20 protein-coding genes are annotated in these 23759 nt (G+C 54.8%); 4 read left to right on the top strand and 16 right to left on the bottom strand.

Going from position 1 to position 23759, the window contains the following annotated elements; genetic code table 11:
* The first annotated feature begins 188 nt into the window (after positions 1-188).
* Complete coding sequence (locus ACKGJP_RS04605) at positions 189-2615, top strand: EAL domain-containing protein (protein ID WP_409344510.1); 2427 nt, start codon at positions 189-191, stop codon at positions 2613-2615.
* 30 nt (positions 2616-2645) lie between these two features.
* On the opposite strand, the gene ACKGJP_RS04600 is transcribed toward ACKGJP_RS04605, so the two are convergent.
* The 8 genes from ACKGJP_RS04600 to ACKGJP_RS04565 all read right to left on the bottom strand — a co-directional run bounded on the left by ACKGJP_RS04600 (position 2646) and on the right by ACKGJP_RS04565 (position 12847).
* The gene (locus ACKGJP_RS04600) at positions 2646-3818 is read right to left on the bottom strand and encodes a response regulator (protein WP_409344509.1); all 1173 of its coding nucleotides are present in this window, start codon (positions 3816-3818) and stop codon (positions 2646-2648) included.
* Positions 3819-3961: 143 nt separating this feature from the next.
* A complete protein-coding gene (locus ACKGJP_RS04595) occupies positions 3962-5698 on the bottom strand; it encodes a sensor histidine kinase (RefSeq protein ID WP_409344508.1) in 1737 nt (578 codons plus the stop codon).
* Between the two features lie 289 nt (positions 5699-5987).
* Positions 5988-6272, bottom strand: coding sequence for a hypothetical protein (locus ACKGJP_RS04590; RefSeq protein ID WP_409344507.1), 285 nt, complete (start codon positions 6270-6272; stop codon positions 5988-5990).
* Between the two features lie 935 nt (positions 6273-7207).
* On the bottom strand, positions 7208-8023 hold the full coding sequence (locus ACKGJP_RS04585) for a carbohydrate ABC transporter permease (RefSeq protein WP_409347074.1): 816 nt from the start codon (positions 8021-8023) through the stop codon (positions 7208-7210).
* A gap of 90 nt (positions 8024-8113) precedes the next feature.
* Entirely contained in the window at positions 8114-9004 is an 891-nt protein-coding gene (locus ACKGJP_RS04580; protein ID WP_409344506.1) for a carbohydrate ABC transporter permease, read from the bottom strand.
* Between the two features lie 126 nt (positions 9005-9130).
* Positions 9131-10483 (bottom strand): extracellular solute-binding protein, encoded by a 1353-nt coding sequence (locus tag ACKGJP_RS04575; protein WP_409347073.1) that lies wholly within the window; start codon positions 10481-10483, stop codon positions 9131-9133.
* Positions 10484-10634: 151 nt separating this feature from the next.
* Positions 10635-12347 carry a SulP family inorganic anion transporter gene (locus ACKGJP_RS04570; protein ID WP_409344505.1) on the bottom strand — a complete coding sequence of 571 codons (1713 nt, stop codon included), beginning with the start codon at positions 12345-12347 and terminating at the stop codon, positions 10635-10637.
* 173 nt (positions 12348-12520) lie between these two features.
* Complete coding sequence (locus ACKGJP_RS04565; RefSeq protein ID WP_409344504.1) at positions 12521-12847, bottom strand: ArsR/SmtB family transcription factor; 327 nt, start codon at positions 12845-12847, stop codon at positions 12521-12523.
* Between the two features lie 166 nt (positions 12848-13013).
* Between ACKGJP_RS04565 and ACKGJP_RS04560 the strand changes: the two genes are divergently transcribed.
* Both ACKGJP_RS04560 and ACKGJP_RS04555 read left to right on the top strand, forming a co-directional pair.
* On the top strand, positions 13014-13592 hold the full coding sequence (locus ACKGJP_RS04560; protein WP_409344503.1) for a hypothetical protein: 579 nt from the start codon (positions 13014-13016) through the stop codon (positions 13590-13592).
* Positions 13593-13759: 167 nt separating this feature from the next.
* The gene (locus ACKGJP_RS04555; RefSeq protein ID WP_409344502.1) at positions 13760-14653 is read left to right on the top strand and encodes an effector binding domain-containing protein; all 894 of its coding nucleotides are present in this window, start codon (positions 13760-13762) and stop codon (positions 14651-14653) included.
* 144 nt (positions 14654-14797) lie between these two features.
* Here ACKGJP_RS04555 and ACKGJP_RS04550 read toward each other — a convergent pair whose 3' ends face one another.
* Positions 14798-15574, bottom strand: a complete 777-nt coding sequence (locus ACKGJP_RS04550) for a dioxygenase (protein ID WP_409344501.1) — start codon at positions 15572-15574, stop codon at positions 14798-14800.
* A 274-nt stretch (positions 15575-15848) separates the two neighbouring features.
* On the opposite strand from ACKGJP_RS04550, the gene ACKGJP_RS04545 reads away from it, so the two are divergent.
* On the top strand, positions 15849-16430 hold the full coding sequence (locus ACKGJP_RS04545; protein WP_409344500.1) for a YitT family protein: 582 nt from the start codon (positions 15849-15851) through the stop codon (positions 16428-16430).
* Positions 16431-16525: 95 nt separating this feature from the next.
* Here the strand turns inward: ACKGJP_RS04545 and ACKGJP_RS04540 are convergent, their stop codons facing one another.
* The 7 genes from ACKGJP_RS04540 to ACKGJP_RS04510 form a co-directional block, all read right to left on the bottom strand.
* Positions 16526-18154: a PP2C family protein-serine/threonine phosphatase gene (locus ACKGJP_RS04540; protein ID WP_409344499.1), complete on the bottom strand. Its 1629-nt coding sequence runs from the start codon at positions 18152-18154 to the stop codon at positions 16526-16528.
* Between the two features lie 45 nt (positions 18155-18199).
* A complete protein-coding gene (locus tag ACKGJP_RS04535) occupies positions 18200-19714 on the bottom strand; it encodes a PP2C family protein-serine/threonine phosphatase (protein ID WP_409344498.1) in 1515 nt (504 codons plus the stop codon).
* 310 nt (positions 19715-20024) lie between these two features.
* Positions 20025-20258 carry a DUF1128 domain-containing protein gene (locus tag ACKGJP_RS04530; protein ID WP_409344497.1) on the bottom strand — a complete coding sequence of 78 codons (234 nt, stop codon included), beginning with the start codon at positions 20256-20258 and terminating at the stop codon, positions 20025-20027.
* A gap of 162 nt (positions 20259-20420) precedes the next feature.
* Positions 20421-20786 carry a DUF4383 domain-containing protein gene (locus tag ACKGJP_RS04525; protein WP_409344496.1) on the bottom strand — a complete coding sequence of 122 codons (366 nt, stop codon included), beginning with the start codon at positions 20784-20786 and terminating at the stop codon, positions 20421-20423.
* A gap of 139 nt (positions 20787-20925) precedes the next feature.
* Positions 20926-21519 carry a TetR/AcrR family transcriptional regulator gene (locus ACKGJP_RS04520; RefSeq protein ID WP_409344495.1) on the bottom strand — a complete coding sequence of 198 codons (594 nt, stop codon included), beginning with the start codon at positions 21517-21519 and terminating at the stop codon, positions 20926-20928.
* Between the two features lie 123 nt (positions 21520-21642).
* Positions 21643-22284, bottom strand: coding sequence for a YigZ family protein (locus ACKGJP_RS04515; protein WP_409344494.1), 642 nt, complete (start codon positions 22282-22284; stop codon positions 21643-21645).
* Positions 22285-22381: 97 nt separating this feature from the next.
* Positions 22382-23737, bottom strand: coding sequence for a glucose-6-phosphate isomerase (locus ACKGJP_RS04510; protein WP_409344493.1), 1356 nt, complete (start codon positions 23735-23737; stop codon positions 22382-22384).
* Positions 23738-23759 lie beyond the last annotated feature (22 nt).

Below are 23759 nucleotides of genomic sequence, written 5' to 3'. Positions count from 1 at the left end.
GCAGGGGCAGTCTCCGCTTGTTTGAAAATGCCAACTACCACCTTCCCTCGTCGGTAAGATCGGGTTGCATACGGACCTATGCTATTTTACATATTTCCTTCCCGCACGATCCGCGATACAATCGACGTACAACGAGACTTGCTAGCTGGCAGTTCGTATGCCGCCAGAACAGCATGAAGGTGGTCACCATGAACGAATTGGCGCAAGCCTATAATATGACGCTTGTCATCCTTTCCTACGCCATTGCGGCAATCGCTTCGTATACCGCGCTGGATATGGGCGGCAGAGTGACGGAGGCCAAAGGGCGGGCGCGGGCGGCCTGGCTGATGAGCGGCGCCTTTGCGATGGGCACCGGCATTTGGTCGATGCATTTTGTCGCTATGCTTGCGCTTAACCTCTCGGTTCCCGTTTCCTACGACGTCCCGCTTGTAGCCGCTTCCGTCCTTGTCGCCGTTATGGCTTCGGCGGTTGCGCTTTACATCGTAAGCAGGCGCACGCTTACATGGCGCAGCTTCTTGTCCGGCGGTATTCTGATGGGCTTCGGCATAGCCGCCATGCACTATACCGGAATGAGCGCCATGACGATGGACGCGCATATCCACTATGACCCGTATTTCCTTGTGGTTTCGGTTATCGTCGCGATTCTCGTATCCATGATCGCACTTCGGTTTACCTTCCGGCTGCGCAGCCAATTCGGTTTGCCCGGCTTCTTTAAGAAAGCGCTTAGCGGCCTCTTCATGGGAGCCGCAATCACGGGCATGCATTATACGGGAATGCTCGCCGCCACATTCAACACCGACGGTCACGCCTTTAGGACGGACATGCTGCTCGTGGATGCCGAGCCTCTTGCCTATGCAGTCGGTCTAGCGACGATTTTCATGCTTGGCATCGCCATCCTGAGCGCGTTTATCGAACGGAAATGGGTCACCCACAGCCAAAAAAAGCAGGAAAGCGATCAGCGCTTTGAATCGCTCTTCCAGCATAGCCAGGACGCGGTCTTTGCCTTTTCCTTAAGCGGCAAGCTGCATGACTGCAATCCGGCCGCCTTGCGATTGACCGGCTATTCGCTGGAGGAGCTTACGGCTGCGGATTTGTCCGCATTCATCGTTCCCGAATATTTGGAGGACACCAACCGCCAGTTTATGGATGCGGTCGGCGGAACGTCCCAAAACGCCGATCTCGCGATCCTCAATAAAGCCGGACATCGCGTAGAAGTGAATACGACCTACGTGCCGATCGAGGTCGAGCATCATAAAGTCGGCGTCTACGTCATCGTCCGGGACATCACCGACCGTAAGCAAACGGAGCTGCGAATGAATCAAATGGCTTATCACGACGGGCTGACGGGCCTTCCGAACCGTCGTTTGTTCGAAGAACGGCTTGCTGCGTCGATCGAGGCGGCCGATCAGCGAGAAGAAACGGTCGCCGTCATGTTTTTGGACATGGACCGGTTTAAGATCGTCAACGATTCGCTTGGCCATGCATTCGGCGATTTGCTGCTGCAAGCGGTCGCCGAGCGGCTGAGCGGCTTGCTCGGCGAGTCCGATACCGTGGCGCGGCGCGGCGGGGACGAGTTTACGGTGCTTCTGCCGAACCGGTCGAAAGGACAGGCCTGCGTCATTGCAGGCCGCATGATCGCCGCGATCGAAAAGCCGTTTCATTTGAACAAGCACGAGCTCTACATCACGACCAGCATCGGCATCGCGGTGTATCCCGAGGACGGGGTATCGATCGTATCGCTTATGAAGAATGCGGACACTGCCATGTACGACGCCAAAGAGCACGGCAAAAACAACTATAAGCTGTACGCCCCCTCCATGAACGGCGAAGTTTACGAGAGGGTTCTGCTCGAGGCCGAGCTGCGCAAGGCGCTGGAACGAAACGAATTTTTCTTGCTGTATCAGCCGCAGATCGATGCGCAGAGCGGCGCGTTAATCGGCGTGGAGGCGCTTGTCAGGTGGCAGCATGCGGAGAAAGGGATGATTCCCCCCGGGCAATTTATTCCGCTAGCCGAAGAAACGGGCATGATCGTGCCGATCGGCGAGTGGGTACTCAGAACCGCGTGCATGCAGAACAAGGTCTGGCAAGCCGAAGGGCTGCCCGCTTTGCGTATGTCGGTCAACCTGTCGACGCGCCAATTCCTGAAGTACGACCTGGTCGAAACGATCGCTCAGACGCTTAAGGACACGGGACATTCCCCGGCGCTGCTGGAGCTGGAAATTACGGAGACGATGACAATGGACGTGGAGCGTTCCCTGGCCATTCTTCGGCAGCTTAAGTCGCTGGGCGTGGGCATCGCCATCGACGATTTCGGAACCGGCTACAGCTCGCTCAGCTACATCAAAAACTTCCCGATCGACCGGTTGAAAATCGACCAATCGTTCATCCGCGAGCTGCTCGTCAATCCTAGCGACCGGGCGATCGTCTCGACGATCATCGCGCTGGCTCACAATCTGCAGCTCCATGTCGTTGCCGAAGGGGTAGAGACGGAAGAGCAGAGCCGGTGGCTCAAATCGTTCTCCTGCGACGAATTGCAGGGCTATCGGTTCAGCAGGCCGGTTTCCGCAGACGGCATTCGGGAGCTTCTCGAAAGCCGCGTCCGCTGGCTCGATTGAATAAGGAAAGCTGCCGGCGGGCCGGCAGCTTTATTCGTCCTGCGCCGCCTTTTGGCGGAATTCGGACGGCGTGACCATAAACTTTTTGCGGAACACTTGGGTAAAATGCCTCATGTCCTGGTAGCCGATCCGCTCGGCGATATCGGACAGCTTGATGTGCGGATTTTGCAGCAGCTTCTTCGCGTGCTCCATACGGAGCTGAATCACGTATTCCTTATAGCCCTGGCCGACCTTCTGTTTAAACAGCTGGCTGAAGTAGACCGGGTTCAGAAAGACGAACGAAGCGACCTTCTCCAGCGACAAATCCTCGTGAAAATGCGTTTTGATATAGTGAAGCGCTACCTCGATTGCCTTATCGCTGCCCCGCTCGTACTGCTCGTAAGCCTGTGTCTCGGATGCCTGCCGAATGCGCTGCACGTGCTCGGGCACCGTACGGAAATCGTCGATAGCCGGCGAGTGCATCACTTGAAAACGGACCTTCAAGTACTTTTTCAAATGCTGTCTCAGCGTATCCAGAAGCGCGGTCAAATCCGATTCGGCATCCGGCGCCGCGAGACCCAAAAGGCTTTGGCGGTCGAAGCTGACGACGAAGCCCTTGCCGTGCATGCCGATCAGCTCCGACAGCACATTGTCGATCATAAAATGCTCCAAATGCACCTTCTTGTCGCTGTCCATATTGACCATGACCAAATAAAAGCAAGGGTAGCTCTGAATGAACGACTTCATATCGAACCGGCCGATATCGAGCCCAAGCGCCCAGCGCTGGAAAACGGCTTCGCGCAAATACTTCTGGTTGGCGCGCATCAGCTGGGTCTCCGCCGACACCTCCGTTTCCTGCTTCAGCTCCTCATGGAGCGTCTCGATGAGCTCCCTCAGCCGATCCTTGCCGATCGGCTTGAGCAGGTAGTCCTTCGCCCCGAGGCGAACCGCCTCCTGCGCGTACGCAAACTCGGAATGCGCGGAGATGACGACCCATTTGACGAACGGCAGCCTTTTGCGAAAAAGGTTCATCAGCTCGAGTCCCGTCATGCCCGGCATCAAAATATCGGTCAGCACGATATCGATATGATGCGCCCTCAGCACCCCGATCGCCTCGTCGGGCGAAGCCGCCTTGTATACGCGGCAGTCCGGAAACTCCCGCTCGATCGTACGTTTGATTCCGCCAAGAATAACTTGCTCGTCGTCGACGATCAGGATGTTCATCCGAGTACCTCCTCCGGCGTTTCCGCGGGAAACGCGCTTCATTAGCTTCCAAATAACCGTCAGGCCAGTATTCGCCAAGTGTTAGAGTCCTAAAGCGACTCATCCTGCACAGATAGAAACGCCGATTTATCCGTCGCGCAAAGTCACGGGATCGGTATCGAAACGGTGACCGTCGTGCCTTCGTTCGCTTTGCTGGCTACGCTTACGCCATAGGCGTCTCCGAACATGAGCTGGATACGCCGGTGCAGATTGATCAGGCCGATGCCCCGCTTCGTCCGCATGCTCGTTATTGGGTCGGAATCTCCGTTGCCGTTCGCCGTCATCCTTGTTCCTGCGAGCGACTTCTCCCAGACGCGGATCGTTTCGGCGTCCATGCCCGTGCCGTTATCTTCTATGACCATGTGCAGCGCGCGTTCCGACGCCGTCGTATATACGCGGAGGATTCCATGCCGTTCAAGCGGCTCCAGTCCGTGCTTGACAGCGTTCTCAATAATCGGCTGCAGCGTCATTTTGGGAATGCGGGCGTCGAGCCACCGTTCATCGACTTGGATTTCGGTCGTGAGACGTCCCTCCAGCCGAATGCCGATAATCGTTAAATAATGCGTGATTTGCAGGAGCTCCTCCCGCAGCGTTACCGCCGTCGATTCATCCCAGTGGCTGCTGTAGCGGAACATTTGCGATAAGGAAAGGACCACTTTCCCCAGTCTGTCGTTCTCCCGTTCGTCCAGCATCCAATAAATCATATCCAGCGTGTTATATAGGAAATGCGGATTCACTTGTGTCTGCAGCGCCTGGAGCTGGGCGTTTTTCTCGCTGATGGACGATAGCTTGATCCGCTCGATCAAGTCATCCATTCGATTCACCATCTGATTGAAGGAGGCGACGAGAATGTTGATCTCCTGATACGACTTCACATTGACCATCCCCCGGAAATTGCCTCGCTCGACCTGCCTCATTTCTTGAATCAGCCGCTTCAGGGGCTTCGAGATGGAGCGCGACACAACGGTCGCCAGCACCGCCGAAACGACGACAAGCACGGACACGACCATGACGAGAAAACGTTTCGTCCGGTTAAGCTCGACGTTCAAATCTTTGTCCGGCGTCATGCTGACGATCGTCCAGTCCGCCATCGTCGGCTTAGCCGACACCACGAAACGGTCCGACGATTCGTCGACGACCGCATCGCCTTCGCCGGCAGGTCGGGGAGGTTCTCGCAGCGATGGAACCGTATCCGCCTGCTGTACCGTGGATGCCATAATCCGGTCCTCGCTCGACACCACATATACCTCACTGTGCGGACTCAGCCGCAGATTGGCAAGCGCCGTTAAGATCGGGGAAGGCTCCGTCTCGATCAGAACGATCCCGATCGGCTTATGCTCATAGAGGTCGTATAGCTGCCGGCCAAATGCAAAAACCGGCCTCTTCCCGACCGGGTCGATCAGCGAGCTGCCGCGGACGCCGAGCCAAACCATCTCTCCGCTGGATTGCTTGATTTGCCGGAACCAATCCCGGCTGGCGTACTCGGGGTCGATCGTGCTCATCGCATTTTCATAGCTGTATATTTTCCCGGTATTAGAGAATACATGAATGTCGATCAGATCTTCCCGCGATAAGAAAACGGAGCCGAGGAGGTTCGTAATCGTGCGTTCGTTTATGACTTGTACGGCCGAATCCTTCGGCAGCGGCTCGGCCAGCAGCCTTTTCAGATCGAAGTTGCCGGTGATCGATTTCGTCAAGCTGTCATACCCTTTGAGCAGCAAATCGAACAGTTCCACCGTCTGATATACGTTCTTTTGGGCGATTTGCCCGATTTTATCGTGAAAATCGTCCGTCGTCCGTTTGTAGTAGAGCACGCTAAGAACAAGCAGCAAACTCAGCATAAAAGTGAAAAACAGCAGGAACAGACGATTGTGAATTTTTATTTCTATCCCCTCCTAAAAGCCGTCGATTTCCCCTCCTAAAAGCCGTCGATCCCCTCCTAAATCCTCCCCTTGTCTCAAGGGGAGGACCCCCAGGCGCGACGCCCCGGGACCCCGTAATAGTTCCGTATCCGCAACGGGGCCGTCTTCGATGCAGCTTCCCGCTAAGACCGCTTTCGTCCTCAAAGGGCCGATTCCCTTAACCGGAATCGACCCTTCTCAATCGGACACGCTCCACGCCTGCACCCTCCTACCACTTTCTGCCCATGGAGCTGTCCGCCACTCTCCTGCTTCTACCCCACCACAACCTGCCGAGAACCGCATCGCGGCACCAAGCCGCAAAGCTCCCGTTCGTCGCTCCTTCTAGCGCAACAACCTGCCGCGAACAGCATCGCAGCCGTGCCGCGAAGCTCCCGTTCGCCGTTCCAGCCAGCACAACAACTTGCCGAGAACCGCTTCGAAGCTGTGGCGCGAAGCTCCCGTTCGTCGCCCCTGCCAGCACAACAACCTGCCGAGAACCGCATCGCGGTACCATGCCGCGAAGCTCCAGTTCGATGCTCGTAACTGCCGCTCCATTTCAACATACCGCCTTACAGATTACCATCATTTTACTTTTGTGATCAAATTCCTGCATGAGCTATCTAACTAGATGGAAAAGCTCCAGTTAAAATCGCCAACATGGCCCTCTGGTAGCAAGTTAACTGGAAATCCTCCAGTTGTTTCAATCAAAATACGGCCGTTAGCTAAACTAACCTCAAATTAGATGGACAAATTCCAGTTAGTTGCTAGGAAACGCTATTTGAGATCTATGAACTGGAACTTTTCCATTTAGTCAGCTTAGTTAATGGATAGGCGTTCGGCGTTCGGTGTTCTGCGTTCTGCGTTCTGCGTTCTGCGTTCTGCGTTCTGCGTTCTGCGTTCTGCGTTCTGCGTTCTGCGTTCGGCGTTCGGCGTTCGGCGTTCGGCGTTCTGCGTTCTGCGTTCTGCGTTCTTGTATCCTGCATACCCTGGCGTCCCGAAGAGCGGTAGGCTGTGTCTTAGCAGCAGTGCTGCGGGGATTATCGTTGTTCGGAGTTTACAACGTGCAAGGAAGCAGCTGCAGAGCTGCTCTGGCCGATGCAAAACCAAAGTCGGCGGATTGTTCCTATCACGCCCTGAGATTTGGGGGCGTGGGGCTTTTTTACCCGCCTTATTGGCGGGGGCTGGGAATGGGGTTGGTGTTTGAGAATGTGAGCTATGAGGAGGGTGGGTGTCTCTTGGAGGAGCGTAAGCGTTCGCCTTTGTACTCGGGAAATATCCGCTGGGCGGAATGGGATCGAATTTCCTGAGTACAAGAGTGACCGGAGGGAGATACCCGCCCTTGAAATAGCCTGCATTCGATTGAACTTACCTGCATTCGATTGAACTTAGCCGCCTTACCTGCATTCAATTAGCCACCCATTTCTCATGCAACCGCCTTCTCCCTCCATCTTACCCCTTCACTGCCCCCGCTGCCATCCCTTTCGTAATTTTCTCCGACAGCGCAAAATAAATCAGAATAACCGGCGCAGCGCCCATCACGAGGAACGCGCCGATGTTGCCGTAGTTGACCGAATACTGGCTGACGAAGCTGTAGACGCCGAACGGGAGCGTTTTGAGCTTGGCGGAGGAAAGGAACGTCGCAGCCAAAATGTACTCGTTCCAGATCGAAATAAACGTCAATATGCATACCGTCATGATCGGCGGCACGGACATCGGCAGGATGATGCTCCAGAACGTCCGGTATACGCCGGCGCCATCGATCACGGCCGATTCCTCCATCTCTTGAGGGAGCGTCTTCATAAACCCGCTCAATATGAACACGGAGATCGGCGTTGAGAACGCGATATACGGCAAAATAAGCGACAAATGCGTATTCAAAATGCCCAGATGCTTAAAAATGACCATCAGCGGCAAAAGCGTAGCCTGCAGCGGAATCATCATGCCGACCAGAAACACGAGCATGACGGCCTGCCCGTAGCGCCACCGGAACCGGCTGATCGCATAGGCGACCATCGAGCTGAGCACGATGACTGCCGCCATCGTCACCGCAGTGACGAAGAAGCTGTTAAACAGCAGCTGCAAATAATTGCCCGAATGAAACGCGCCGGCATAATTGCTCCATTGCGGCGACTTCGGAAGGGCGAAAAAGCTGCCGCTCAATATTTCTTCATTCGTCTTCAGCGAGTACGTCAGCAGCCAAAAAAGCGGGTATATTTGCGTAACGAACAAGATCGACAACCCCAGCAGCACGATTCCCTTTTTCAGCGAGAACCAAACGGTTCTCGGGGTCCGGTCGAGCGGCTTTGCTACAGAAAGCTCCACAGTATCCACTCCTCTTCCCGCCAACTCCCGTCGTTACATAAAGCGCTGTTCCAGGCGGCGGAACACCGCATTGATGATCACCGTCGCGATGAGGCACATAACGACGAGGAAGGAAGCGATCGCGCTGCCGTATCCGTACTTCATCGACAAGAACGACATGTTGTACATATGCGTCGAAATGACATCCGTCGCATGTGCCGGTCCGCCGCCGGTCATGACCATAATCATGTCGAACGCCTGAAGCGAACCGATGAACGCGAGAACGATCGATATTTTAAAAATCGGCACCACCATCGGGAGCGTAATATAGCGGTCCGCTTTGAAGCCTTCCGCCCCGTCGATGCGCGCAGCCTCATAAATTTCCGAGGGAATGTTCTGAATGCCCGTAAACTGGATCAGAACGTGATAGCCCAAATACTGCCACAGCGCAACGAAATAGAGCGCGTACATGGCGACGCCCGGATCGGTCAGCCAAGCCTTCGTCCACGAGCTTAATTCGAGGGCGGCGAGCACCTGATTCAGCATCCCGCCGAGGGAGGCCGGGTTATAGATCGTTTTCCACAGCTGGCCGATAATGACGACGGATAGGATAACCGGCATAAAATAGCTCGAAACGAGAAAATTCGGCCGCTTCACGTAACGGTTGAGCAGCATGGCTATGAATAGCGCTACAGGAATTTCAGCCATCGAAAACACGGCGAACATAAGCGTTCTTTTGACGGAAGGCCAGAAATAAGCATCCTTCGTAAACAGCGTCGCAAAATTATCCAGCCCGACGAACTTGGCCGTCCCGATGCCGTTCCAGTCCAGTAATCCGCTGTAAAACGAAACCAGGATCGGCGCGAATACCAAGCAGACGTATAGCAGCAAACAGGGCAGCACGAAAACGGCGATCGTACGAGCGGGTACTTTGAGTACATTCATCGGTATAACATCTCCTTATAACCGCCTGCGGGCCCTCTCATCGCCCGGCGTTTACCGCATACTTCAAAAAAAGGGAATGCGCGCGGGCGCCGCTCCGGCTTCCGCGCGCATCGAACCCGGCTGCTGCTACTTGTTGTTCGCCTCATAGGCCGACTGATGCTCTTTGGCGACCGCTTTGCTGTCCACCTTCGTCACGAACACGTTCTGAATGCTGGTCAAATGCGCTTGCGCCGTTCCCGGATTCATCGTATTGTCGAAGGCGAGGTCGCCGCCTTTCACGTTTTTGAACATGTCGAGAATATCCATCGCGAGCTGCGTATATCCGGCCGCTTTGAAGTCGCCCTCCACCTTTTGCGCGACGCCGACGGCATCCTTGAATTCGAACGATACCTTCGGATAGTTAGTCATGAAGTAATTCAGGAAGTCCTTCGTTTCCTTCAAATGCTTGCTGTTGGCCGAAATGGCGAAGGCGCTTCCGGGCGCCAGCATATATTGGTCTACGTTGCCCTTGCCGCTCACCGTCGGGAACTTGAACGCGCCGACTTTCCCTTTGACCGAAGAATCGTCGATGGCGCCCGTCGCCCAGCTGCCCATGAAATACATGGCGGCTTTGCCCGTCTTGAACAAGTTCTCGCCTGCGTTATAGTCGAACGAAGTCGCCCCTTCCTGGAACGCGCCCGCCTGAACGAGATCCTGAAACTTGTTGACGGCTTCTTCGAACGCGGGATCGTTGAACGTTTTCTTCTTGTCGACGACGTCTTTCAGGAAGCCGGGCCCGCTGTTCGTCCGCAGCAGCACGTTCATGAAGAGGAAGGAGCCGGTCCACGTATCCTTCTCGCCGATCACCATAGGCTGGATGCCCTTTGCCTTCAGCTTTTTGACCGCGTCGACCATTTCCTCGAACGTTTTGGGCACTTCTACGCCGCCCTGCGCGAACAGGTCCTTGTTGTAGTACACGACTGCAATGTTGTTCCCGTCCGGAAGCGCATACACGTTATTGTTAAAGCTGTAGTAATCGAGAATGCCGGACTGGAACGTTCCCTTCAACCCGTTCTGGTCAAGCATATCGTTGAGCGGGGCGAGCAGGTTGGCATCGACGAAAGGCTTCATTTGCGCAGCCGGATTCACAATCGTAATGTCCGGAACTTCCTTGGAGGCCGCTTGCGTTTTGAGCTTGATTTTTTGCTGGTCCGTGTTGAGCGAATCGAGCTCGATTTTGATGTTCGGATGCGCCTTCGTGTAATCGTCTACAATTTTTTTCATGACTTTATATTTAGGGGTCGTCGGGTCGGGATAAATGTTCTGGAAGGTGATCGTCATGTTTTCCTGCTTCGGCGACTCTTTCCCGCCGGTTGCCGCAGCAGGGCTCGCGCCGCTCGCCGTTTTGGCATCGGTGCCGCTTCCTCCGCCGCATGCCGCGAGACTGACGGTCAAGGCGCCGGCCAATGCCGTCGTCATCAACTTGCGAGGCGTACTCATCTTCATTGTGAATCCCCCTTATTTCCTAAGATAGCTTCATTATCGGTCACGTCCGGATTTTCAACAATGCGCGAACTTAGGAAGTCATGTTTGTTTTTTTCAGGTTGTGCGCCGATCCCTTCCCGCAGAACAAAAAAAAGAATCCCGACCATTAGTCCGGATTCGATAAAACCCCGCATTCGCGAAACGCCAAATGCTTGCAGCCCAGGCATTTGTGACGATCCAGCTTCGTTAGCGCGCAATCGATCGCCTCTCCCGTATGAGCGAAGAGGTGCTCCTCTCCGATCCGTTCGTACAGACCCGTTCGCTGCAGCACTTCTTTGGGCTGGGCTTGGAGGCCGGAGAGGAGGACGATTCCGCCATGCTTTGCAAAGTCCTTGATCACGCTGGACAAATACGCTTCCCCGGTCGTATCCATAAACGGAACCCTTCCCATTCTGAGAAGCAGGATAGCGGGCCGGTAGGCAATCGTGCGCATAACCGTTTGTTCGAACAGCGCTGCCGCGCCGAAGAACAGAGCGCCATCCACCGTAAAAATGGCGATCTGCGGACAATCATGCCGGTCGTTCACCACATGCGGCGTTACCTTCGCATGCTTCGTGGAAGGGTCGGGCAGCACCTTGGCGACCGTAAGCATCCCGCTCATCCGTTTGACGAAGAGTATCGCCGCCAACAGCAGCCCCGCTTCCACCGCCGTCGTTAAATCCGTAAGCACCGTCAGCAGAAACGTAAGGAGCAAGACCAGGGAATCACCCGTTTTCGTCTTCAAAACATGAAGGAATGTTTTCCGTTCGCTCATATTCCAGGCGACGACCATCAGGATCGGCGCCATGCCCGCTAACGGAATGGCCGAAGCATAAGGAGCGAACAGAAGCAGGACGAGCAAAACAACGATGCCGTGAACCATCCCCGAGACGGGACTCGCCGCGCCGCTTTTAACGTTCGTAGCCGTCCGGGCGATCGCGCCGGTAGCGGGAATCCCTCCGAACAAAGGCGTTACGATGTTGGCGATCCCTTGTCCGATCAGCTCCCGGTTGCTGTTGTGGCGATACCCGGTCATGCCGTCGGCGACTACCGCGGACAAGAGCGACTCTATCCCCCCAAGCATCGCGATCACGAAGGCAGGCTGGATGAGCTCCCTGATTCGGTCCAGTGTTATTTCGGGTACATGAAAACCCGGTAGCGTGCTCGGAATGACGCCGTATGTCGATCCGATCGTTGCCAGCTTGCCGTCAAAAAGCCATACCGCAACCGCGCTCGATACGACAAGACCGATGAGCGAGCCCGGAATTTTCGGAAAAACCTTAGGCGTAACCAGAATCATGGCCAAACAAATCGATGCGGTGATCACGCTGTACGGGTTAATCCCCGTAAGATGCGCCGCTAGCTCTTTCATGTTGGGGATAAACGTTTCATGCTTGGGAATATCCGAAAGGCCGATAAAGCTGGCGATTTGTCCGGAAAAAATAATAACCGCAATCCCTGCGGTAAAACCGACGGTGACCGGACGCGGGATGAATTGGATTAGCGTACCCAGCCTGAAAACGCCCATCAGAACCAGCAGCACGCCTGCCATCAATCCCGCGATCAATAGATTCTCATACCCGTACTGGATCACGATCGCAAGCAAAACGGGCACGAACGCCCCCGTCGGACCGCCGATTTGAACCTTCGAGCCGCCTAACAGCGAGATAAGAAAGCCCGCGATAACGGTCGTGTAAATCCCGTACTGCGGTTTGACGCCTGCCGCAATGGCAAAAGCCATTCCAAGCGGAATCGCGATTATGGCTACGATTAGGCCGGATAACAGGTCTCGGCGAAAATAGCCGGCGTTATAGCCTTCAAATCTTCCCGACAGTTTCATTTGAAACCCTTCTTTATAAATATTTGATTATTTGAATATATGAAGAATATACGCCCGATATTTTGTCCTTGTCAATGAACGGATCACCGCCCTTTCGTTCAAAAAAGGCCCATTAATAAATAAAAACAAGGTTTATCTTGTGCAATCTCAAGATATCCTTGTTATTGATCGTGTTATTCATTTCTCATGTTTTCCAATAGCGAGATGGCGTCAACCAGATGATTGTCGAAAATTCGCCGAGCTACCTCCAGCAAATCCTTGATGAGAGGATCGCGAAGCGAATAGATGACGGATGTTCCCTCTTTCGTCCCGCTGACTACGTTTTTGTTCCGAAGCACGGCCAATTGCTGCGATACGGCAGAGCCTTCGCTGCCCAGAATGGCCTGAAGCTCGTTGACGGTTTTGTCCCCTTCGCACAGCACCTCAAGAATGCGAATGCGCATCGGGTGAGCCAAAGCCTTAAAAAACTCCGATTTGAACTGCTGAATTTCACGATTCATGTACCAAGCCCCTTAAAATCTGAAAATCTGAATATATAAAACATCATACCATATCTAACTAGCCTGTTGTAAAACAAACCGCTGTATGCGTATAATTACCCATATTCAAATAATCAAATATTTCGATACACATGCGGAGTCATGGGTCCAAGAAAGGAGCGACGGCATGGCAGGTTTCCTGAAACCCTCACAGCCCGAGGAGCTTTTGCGGGTTACAACGAGACAGAAAGCAATCGAAGCCGGCCTTGACTACCTCCACGGTGCCGGAGCGGACCACATCTGCAGCGTTTGCATTCCGAACGGCGGTTCCTGCTGCATAGGGTGCGACTTTCTAAATAACGGCGTCGGCTGTCAGCGCCGAAATACGAGCTGCACAGCTTGGCTATGCGGCTTTCAAAAGTTTATTTTCTACGAGGCGGGCTTGATAACGGAATGGGAAAGCTTTTGGGAGCAGGTGCCCGGGCAGCTGTTTCGGGAGGACGCCACGCCCCCCACCTTTGGCGTTACCAGCTTGCTTCAGCCGCCGAAAATCCGGTTCTTATCCGAGGCTTTCGCCGAGGATCTGAAGGAGCTGATCCCGCTCAATCATTCGCTCTGGATTCTCGAAATCAAAGCGATGGTGGACCGGTACGTCGACATGCTCACGCAATACCAAGACCCCGAAATCAAAAGAAAAATCGAGAAAAAGCTGCACTACGCAACGAAGGACTTCCGGCATTTCAATCTGGCGGTAAAACAGCTTTGATCGTAACTACCGATATCATCTAGGGGGTACATGCACAGCAATCTTTACAGCCCCCCCTTTCCAAACCGAACGTTTGTACGCCATACTATTGGGTATATTATCCACATCGTACAATTGTAGGGGCGAGTGGTTAGAACTCACCATTTGATAAGGAGATGTCTGTCTGCATGACTAAAGCCGTTCCGTCAATCAAGCTCGTATCGAAGGATTCGTTCACCGTCATCGGCTTATCGTGCGTAACCTCTAAAGCCAACGCCCGCAAAAACAACACGATCGGCAAGCTCTTCTCTTCCTTCGCCAATCGTTCCGCCGAGCTTCGCAACCCCGTCAGCCGCCATATGCACGGAGTCAGCATCTACCCAGAGGACTTTTCCGGGTTTCAAAATTATGAATTTATTGCCGGTTATCTAGTAAACGCTGCAGATGAAATTCCGGAAGGCATGACGGCTCGAACGTTTCCGGCCCACCAATACGCCGTAGTTACGCATAAAGGGAGCATCAAATCTTTAGCCGATTCATACGGATACTTTCACTCTACATGGCTGCCTGCTTCCGGGTACAAATACGCGAGCCGGTACGATGTGCAAGTTTACGATTCGCGCTTTTTGGGACCGGATCATCCCGATTCCGAGTTGGCTATCCATATTCCCGTCCGGCCGTCGCAAGAGGCGGCGGTCGTTCAACCGGTCAGCCCTATTCGGCGGGAGATTCAAGGTGTCTTCATTCCGGTACGCAACATTCAAGCAGCCAAAAGCTGGTACTCGAGCATTTTGGGCTTACCGGATTCCGGTCAGGCCGTGAATGGACATCTTTATGTGTTACCTGTTGACGGACCCGATTTGATCTTGGATGAAATGCCGTTATGGGGAGGACGGGAGCCTGGAGGGCCTCCCGCTTATCAGACGCCTGCCGTTATTTTGCCGACACATGACATTAACGAAGCCTACCGGTTCATGAAAGAACAAGGTGTTGAGCTTCTTACAGAGATTATGGATGCGCACTGGTTTGTCTTTCTGGACCCGGACGGTAATAAATTAATGGTTCGCGAGTGTTCGTCTTAATAAGGAAAGAAGCCGCCATCCCCACTTCTAACCGTGGTTTTGGCGGCTTCTTCGCTTGAATGCCGGGACTTTCACCCTATTCATGTTCCCTACCGGGATAGCCTCGTATGGGTTACGCTGCTGTCCCGGACGACGTTCACGATATCAATCAAACTGCCAGCAGCTCAAGCTTAAGCTCCCGTACTGGAAGCTGCGGTACAGCAGCGACGCTTTACGCGTCGCGTCCGCCGCCCCCATAGCCAGCAGAAGCGGTACGAAATGCTCGTTCCCGTAAGGCGGAACCGCTTCTTGAGCGAAAGGCGCCTGCGTTTCGTACTGGAACAGCGCCTCCGTATCCCAAGCCTCCAGCTTTTCCTTCAGCCAATCGTCGAACCGGAGCGCCCAATCGTCCGCTTTTTCGGCGCCCCATGACACTCTACGCAAGTTATGCACGGTGCCGCCGCTGCCGACGATCAGAATATCTTGCTCGCGCAGCGAGGCCAGCGCACTGCCGATCCGGTACTGCTGCTCGTTCGTAAGCTGCCGGTTGACGGATAGCGCGATAACCGGGATTTCGGCTTGCGGATACAGAAGACGAAGAACGACCCATGAGCCGTGATCCAGGCCGCGATTCTCGTCGATTCGAGACGGGATGCCCTTCGCCGCAAACAGCGAAGCAACCTCGCGCGCTATCTCCATATCCCCGCGAGCCGGATATTTGATCTGATACATTTCATCGGGAAATCCGCCGAAATCATAAATCGTTTCGTACTGCTCGGCTCCGCCGACCGCTTGAACCCCGCTTTCCCAGTGCGCGGAAAAAAGAACAATCGCCTTAGGCTTCTGTATTTTCCCCGCAAGCTCCTGCAAAAATGCAGTGTATGCGTTCGATTCGATCGCAAGTGTCGGCGCGCCGTGCGCGATAAAGAGGGATGGCATCATCGTAAAAGGCACCTCCAAAGGTTATGAAGTATATTATCGTAACTAGCTTACTAATATATAGTTAAGGAATACTTTAAACTTACCATACGCAGCTTAGCGTGTCAACTACCGGTTTCAGCCGCCGGTGCTTCCCTTCGGTCGAACAAATGAACGGCTGCTTCGCTGTCCTTTCTTTAGCTTTTGACATGGTATCCGAAACCATACGCATATAATGCAAGGACAAGTATGCGCTGCGCGGACAAGCGCGCAAAGCGCAAATGCGGGAGGAATCCAAATGTCGCTGTTGCCGAAGGCGCTGGCGGTGATCGGCGGAAGCATGGCCGTTGCAATCGGTGTCGACCTGTTTCTCGTTCCGTACAAGCTCCTTGACGGCGGGATGATCGGAATCGGGCTTCTGCTCAAATACTATTTCGGCTTCAGACCGGGGACGAGCATTATTTTCGCCAGTCTGCCGATTTTCCTGTTCGCTTTTCTAAACCAGAAATCGCTGTTTCTGCGCAGCGTCGCCGGCTTTCTCGTCTCCTCCTATTTGATCGACGTGCTCAGCCCCCTAAGCACGCTGCTTGAGCTGCCCGTGATGCTGCACGCCGTTTACGGAGGCGCGCTTATCGGAACCGGTATCGGCTTGATGCTGGCGTACGGCATTAATACGGGGGGCACCGACCTGCTCGCCATGATGCTCTCGATGCGCAGCGGCATTCCGACCGCCGTGCTCATTTTCGTTATCGATTTTACCGTCCTCCTTACGGGCATTACCGTGATCGGGGCCGAGCGTACGCTGTACTCCATGATTACGATTTTTTTCGTCGCCGTATTTACGTATTATTTCTCCAACCGTCCGGCTTTCGGCAAATAAACGGGCGGGAACGGCAAAAAAGCTATCCGCCAAGCAGCATTCCCCGCTTAACGGATAACCCTTCATCCCTCTTCCCTGGCGATAAGCGCGCCGCTTTAAGCTATCCTGCCCTCCCAGCGTACGCAAACGACCGTCCTGTCATCCAACGGTTCCGCTCCCGCACTGCGGGGCAGCTTGTCCATCAGCATGCGAAGCTGCTCAGCCAGAGGCTTGCCGCTATCCGTTTCCGAAAGCTCCCGCTCCCATTCGTCAAATCCGTAAATCGCACCGTCCGCGTGCTGCGCCTCTACAACCCCGTCGGAGTACAGAATCAGCCGATCGCCGGGCGCGATTTCGTATTCCCCTTGCGAGTAGCTTTCTTCATCATCTACGCCAAGCGGTATGGAAGCAACGGGAAGCTCTCGCACGTCCCCGCCTGCGCTTACGATATAGGGCGCAAGATGTCCTGCGCTCGCGTAAGCAAGCCGTCCGCTGTCGAGCTCGATCAAGGCAAGACCCGCGGTGACCATCATTTCTCCCTGCAGCGTCTCCACGATTCGCCGGTTAAGACGGGTAAGCACATCTCCAGCCGTCCCGCCTTTCCTTACCTCCAGCCGGAACAGCGCCAGCACCGATGACATGATGAGCGCGGCCGGCATCCCTTTGCCCATGACATCCCCGACAAGAACAGCCAGCCGCCGATCGTCCAGCTCCATCCAATCGTAGAAATCGCCCCCCGTTTCCAGACTTTGCTCGCAAATCGCGAAGCAGGCATACGACTCGTTCGCCGTCAGGGGCGGCGGCAGCAGCTTTTGCTGGACGACGGCGGCAAGCCGAAGCTCCTTCGACACTTCCTCGTAAGCTTTTGCCGTATATGCCTGCAGCTCGTTAAACGCTCCCGCCAGCCGGCCGATTTCGTCCATCGAGACGATCGGCATCTGATGCGGCACGCCGCGCTTCTCAGCCTGAAGAGCAAATAAGCGGGCCGTCAGCAAACGAATCTCGCGGCGGAATTGAAGCAGAGGTAGCATCAGCGTGCATAAACCGAATGCGGAGGTAACGGCGGCCATAACGAGCAATTGGCTGAAGCTGAGCGCCTCTTCGTTGAACGTTTTGCTTATGATCGTTTGCACGAGCGAAATGACAGACAAGAGAACGCCGGAGACAAACATTAGGAGCAAGGAGCGGTGAAACGAGTTGCCCGGCAAATTCGGCAGGCTGAAGGCATTCATGCGCAGCAAAAAAGGTCTCAAACTCGCGCGGCTGCCGCTGAACAGCAGAACGGCAAGCATTTGCGATAGACTGAGCTCGTACATCATCAAAAAGATCAGGTACCAACGATCCGCGGAAGACCGGAGCAAAAGCGCGATCCCTTCGGCTCCGTAATCGTATAAATGGAAGAGCAGCGTAAAAACCGCCGCGACCCCCATCACGGTCCAAAATATCTCCACAGGAAAACGAAGCATGCGTTGAAACGCTTCCGAAGCGGACATATCCGGCCTTTTACCGTTCATATAGGCGATCACTCCGCGCAGCCGGTACCGGGTAAATCCAAGCAGAAGCAGCACGAAGAGAAGGAGGAAAACAAGCAGAATGGGGATCGTGTCGTAAAGCAGCTCCTCTAGGCCAAGCTGCAGCCCGTACACATTCATAAACATGATTATCCCTATTCCGGCCCCCGCCGAAACCATATACATTCCCAAAAATCGTCCCATTAAGGAGCCGCCTCTTTCCTTCTCCTTCATGCGCTTCCCGCTCCCCCTTCCATCTCTGAATAGCCGTTCCCCTAATTACGAAATGGACGCTGTTCGAGGGCTCTCCGGCCCCGCTGCTTGGCTGCGTTGACACAGCTTCACCGTAACCGATATTCCCCCGTCTGTAAGCCAATCTGCTGCAGGCGCGGAATTCGGCGCGTCCGCCCCTTTCCCGTTATGTCCGAAAACGATTCGCCAACCCGGCATCAGCGCCATTTTCGCCACAGGAATGACGTCCGTCTCCCGGAACGGCGTACTGCACCATTGCGCCGTTTCCACGGGCTCCTGCTGCGGCTCCCCGCCGACCGACAGTGCGAAGGAGCCGATCGCTCCGGCTTCCGCTTCGAAGGCGCCCGTATCCACTATGCATATGCCGAATGCCGCTGGCATCCCTTCGGGAAGCGCGTCCGACAAATGGCTGCGGAGTCGATCCAGTACGTCGCCGACACGCCCGCCGTTGCTGACCTCTGCGCGCACAAGCACGAGCATGGCCGAAATGATGAGCGCAGCCGGCATTCCCGAGCCCGCGACGCGTCCGATTACAAGCGCCGTTCTATGCTCGTCTACCGAGATCGCGTCGTACAGGTCGCCCGTCACAACCGAAGCCGGCGGTACGCCGAAAGTTACCGCAAGCGACGGAAGTTGCAGCTCGCGCTGCGGCAGAAGCTGACGGAGCACGCCTTCCGCCAGCCGCACATCTTTCTCCATCTGCTCATATTCCCGGTTCAGCCGTGCCTGCAGAGCGTTGAACGCCAGCGCCAGCTTGCCCGTTTCGTCTTCGGCCGCAATCGGAATGCTGCGATGCAGCTCCCCGCGCGGTTTGCGCAGCAACCGGCGAAGCTCCCCGACGATTCCGTTGACATCATTGAAAAACACTTTCGTCACGGTCACGAACAACAAGGAGCCTAGCCCTACCGTTGCGAGCGTCACGAGCAGCATGCCGCTAACCGCAACGGGCAAAGCCGACGAGGAGCGATCGTAAGCATACCAAATGACCCGGGTACCGATGAACGCCATGATTCCGCCGAATGAAACGGCAATCGGCAGGACGAAGGTGGAGCTGCGCCCTGTGGGCAGTTCCGTTATCTTAAGCTCAACAGCATAGCGGCGCAGCGCAAGCTGAAGCAAGCAATAGTACGCCAGCGCCAGCATCAGTACGGTGGAAAGGTTGAACAGCGTACTTTTGCCATAATCGATCCAGAATCCGCCCGGGGCACCGTCCGTTGTCGTGCTGACTCTGACAATCTGCGTCAGCTGCGTAACAGCCAATCCGTAGCCGGCAACCATCCCCGTCACCTCTGCCGGAAAACGGTTCAAGCGCCGCCATATCGCCTCCGGGTTATCCGTCCGCCCAACGGCCAGCCAGCGGCGTACCCCGCCAAGCCTTGTATAGGCGAATGCGAACAAAAGTACGAGCAGCAATCCGTAGCCGATGAAAGCCGCCCACATACTGAACAGCGCCTCATCGTAAGAAAACCTCGATACGTACGCGTTCGACAGCAGCGTACCTCCCGCCGCAGCCGCGGCAACGCTTACAAATAGATACGACAATGTTCGCATCAGCCTATAGTCCGCTCGAATCAGGGTCTCCTCCTATCCGCTCCGCTTTCCCTGCCGTTCTCGAACGCATGAGCCTCTACGTTCCGTCTAAAGTCCTTATCTCCCTACTATAACAGGATCTCCCCGATCGGAGTAGCGGGAAAAAAGACACTTCGAGAACGCCGGCATGCTTTGGCTCAGCCCCAACAGGCTGCGGCCCCAAGCTTATGCCTTAAACGTTTAACAAACGCAAAAAGGGCTGCCCCGGCCATTTGCATGGCATACGGGAACATCCCTCTTAACGCTGTTTCGAATCGTCCGCTTACTTGACTTCTGCCTTGCGCAGCCGTCCGAGTTCAAGCACGATCGCATCCATTTCGCTGACGCTGAACGTATTCTTGCTGTTCACATGGTCGTAAATATCCTTCAGATCCTCATACATCTCGAAGTCAAAATGATCCGGTTTAATCGCAGCGCCTGTGGCGACACGCAGCTTTGTTTTGATCGCCTCGATCATGTAGGCTGCGTTTTCGATCGTTTTTTGGGACAAGTCCATTCGTCGTATCATCCTTTCCATCCGTTCGCTTTTCCCATTGTATCATGTTTGTTCGAAAATAACCCGTATGTCCCGCCGCACGGAAGCCAAAACGAAGCCCCCCTCGCCGTCGCAAACGGAAGGGAGGCTGCATTTCTTGCCTAAGCGCCGTCATGCAACCGGTTAAGCCGTTTTCTTTTGTACGACAAGCTGATTCGTGTTCAGAACGAACCCGATATATGTACCGATAGCGCCGAACAAGAGGTGCACGATATTATCGGAGAGCGCCAGTTGCATGAGCCCGAACAAGTCCGGCGCGAAAAATCCGACGGCTCCAAGCAGCAAATACGCCACCCCGCTGATCTGCGTGTAGCGCAAAGCCCAGCCGGGAAGCACCGAAGCGGCGATGCCCGTAATCCCGATGAGCAGATGAAACACGTTATGCGCCGTGTGCAGGTGAAGGATGCCGAACAAGTCGTGAACGAAAAAACCGAGAACGCCAATTACCGTGAAAACGATGCCGATCCAGCGCGCATAAATCCGTTCCAAAATAAAAACCTCCTTCGCTTGTCTTGAATCTCCGCATGTTCCGCGGTTCGATCCTAATACAAGCATATGAGGAGGCCTCGTTCAAACATGACTCCATACCCTGTAAAATAATGATAAATTGCATCCGCTCCAGCCCGCCTCAGCCGTTGTAAATCCCCTCGCATAAGTTGTTGATATGATCATCCGCCATCTTCTTGACTTCATTGTAGGTCTGCCCGTAATGAATCGTATACGTAATGAAGCCGTGCATGGACATGAACAAGCTCCAAGGAAGCGTGTACATCTTGTGCATGGCGTCTTTACGGCCGCCGATAATGCCCCGAACGACGGACGCGAACAGATCGAGACACTGGGCCTGCTCGCTGCGCGAATGCTCCCGAAGGTCGGCATCGTTAATCAAAAACATGATTTCGTAATGATGCGGGTTTTCGATGCCGAATTTGATAAACTCCGTCATCAACCGTTTCAACTGAGCGATGTCGCCGGCTCTGCTCCCCTTCAGCAAGTCCCGCTGCTTCTCAAGAATTAAGGAGAAGTCTTCCTTCACCAGCGCATAGAACAGCTCCGCTTTATCCTTAAAATGATAATATAGCGCCCCGTGACTGTAGCCCATTTCTTTGGCAATGCTGCGCATCGTCAAATCCCGATATCCATGCTTGGCAAAAAGCACGGCGGCTTCCTCGAGAATACGTTCCCTGCTAAGCTCCTGCTCTACGCTTCTTCTTGGTGACATGGCCTGCCCCCTCACCCTGATTCCATGAAATTCCGCCCTGTGACAGCCTGGCTCCGTGAGCCTTGCAGCACGATCGTTAAGCCTTTTCCGCCCAACGCAACGCCGCAAGCCTCACGCTATCGTTCAGCCAGGAAGCTTTTCGTGCTCGATATATCGGGCTTCGCCCTTCACGATGTCCGCCTGTCCCTGCGTCAGATCGGTCATCCACGCGATGAACCGCTCCGCCTCCGTTTCGAGCGGCAAGCAAGAGAGCGTCACCTTGTCGGTAAACGAGGTTTCCCCCATCAGCATGTCCCGCTGGCGCAGCTCGTTCTCCGCTTTGCCTAGCCACGTATACTCGATGGCAACCAACACCTCGCGATGCAGCACCCGGTAGACGGGCCCCGCAGCCTCGAGACCCACAACGGCACCGTCGGTATACGCGCGAATCAACCCGCCTGCACCGAGCATAATGCCTCCGAAATAACGGGTGACCACCACCGCGACATTTTTGAGCCCTTGATGCTTGATAACTTCCAAGATCGGCTTGCCCGCCGTGCCGCTGGGTTCCCCGTCGTCCGATTGCTTCTGGCACTCGTCGCGCTCACCGATCATATAGGCGGAGCAGTTATGCGTGGCGTTCCAATGCTCCTTCTTGATCGTTTCGATAAAAGCGATCGCTTCTTCTTCGGATGCAACAGGTTTCGCATGACCGATAAACCGCGATTTTTTGATGACGATTTCCGCGATTCCGTATCGTTTGACCGTCTTGTAGCTCGTAAGCATCCGTCGCAACACCTCGCCTTTACAGCAGCAATACTTGCCATTCCACAGGCAAGAGCGGCTCATCTTGCGATGTGCCGCCTTGTCCGGTTCCATTCGCTTACTTCGTCAAACGCGCTTCCAGCTCCGCCTTCTCTTTCTCGAAGCCCGGCTTGCCGAGCAGCGCGAACATGTTCTTCTTGTACGCCTCAACGCCCGGCTGATCGAACGGGTTGACGCCGAGCAGATAGCCGCTGATGCCGCACGCCTTTTCGAAGAAATACACCATGTAGCCGAACGTATACGGCGTCATGTCGGGCAGCGTCACGATCAGATTCGGCACGCCTCCGTCCGTATGGGCGAGCATCGTGCCCTCGAACGCTTTTTTGTTGACGAAATCCATCGTCCGTCCGCTGAGGAAATTGAGGCCGTCCAAATTGTCCGCATCCTCGCCGATGACGATCTCTTCCTGCACCTTACTCACTTGAATGACCGTCTCGAACAGGTTGCGGTTGCCTTCTTGGATAAACTGCCCCATAGAGTGGAGATCCGTCGAGAAATCCACAGCCGCCGGGAAAATGCCTTTATAATCCTTGCCTTCGCTCTCGCCGTACAACTGCTTCCACCATTCGGACACAAAATGAAGCGCCGGCTCGTAATTGACCAAAATTTCCGTCGTTTTGCCTTTGCGGTACAGCGCGTTGCGCACGGCTGCGTATTGGTAGCATTCGTTCTCGCTCAGGGCAGGGTTCGCATACCGTTCACGGGCATCCGCCGCGCCCTGCATCATCTCCCCGATGTTAATGCCCGCAACGGCTATCGGCAGCAAGCCGACCGCAGTCAATACGGAATAGCGTCCGCCCACGTCGTCCGGAATGACGAACGATTCGTAGCCCTCCGCCGCAGAAAGCTGCTTCAGCGCGCCTTTGGCACTGTCCGTCGTGGCGTATATGCGTTTGCGCGCCGCTTCTTTGCCGTATTTGTTCTCAAGCACCTCGCGGAAAATCCGGAACGCGATCGCAGGCTCGGTCGTCGTACCCGACTTGGAGATGACGTTGACCGAGAAGTCTTTGCCTTCCAGCAGCTGCAGCAGGTGGGTGACATACGTCGAACTGATATTGTTGCCGACAAAATAAATTTCCGGCGTCTTGCGCTTATCCTTCGGAAGAAGGTTATAGAACGAATGCGACAGCATTTCGATCGCCGCCCGCGCGCCCAAATACGAGCCGCCTATGCCGATGACCACCAGCGCGTCCGAATCCGCTTGAATCCGCTTCGCGGCTTCTTCGATCCGGGCAAATTCCTCTTTATCGTAAGCGACAGGCAAATCGACCCAGCCCAAATAATCCGAGCCGGCTCCCGTTTGACCATGCAGCTGATCGTGTGCGGTATGTACGGCGGCCGTTAAATAATCGACCTCATGCTGCCCGATGAAGCCGAGAGCCTTGCTATAATCGAAGCTTACTTTGTTCCCCATGAATAAGCACCCCTTACGCGTA

Origin of the sequence: Paenibacillus litoralis, assembly GCF_046244365.1 — a bacterium.
Classification (GTDB): Bacteria; Bacillota; Bacilli; order Paenibacillales; family NBRC-103111; genus Paenibacillus_V.
Note: the sequence above shows the minus strand (reverse complement) of the source record. Positions and strands in the feature narration are given on the sequence as shown.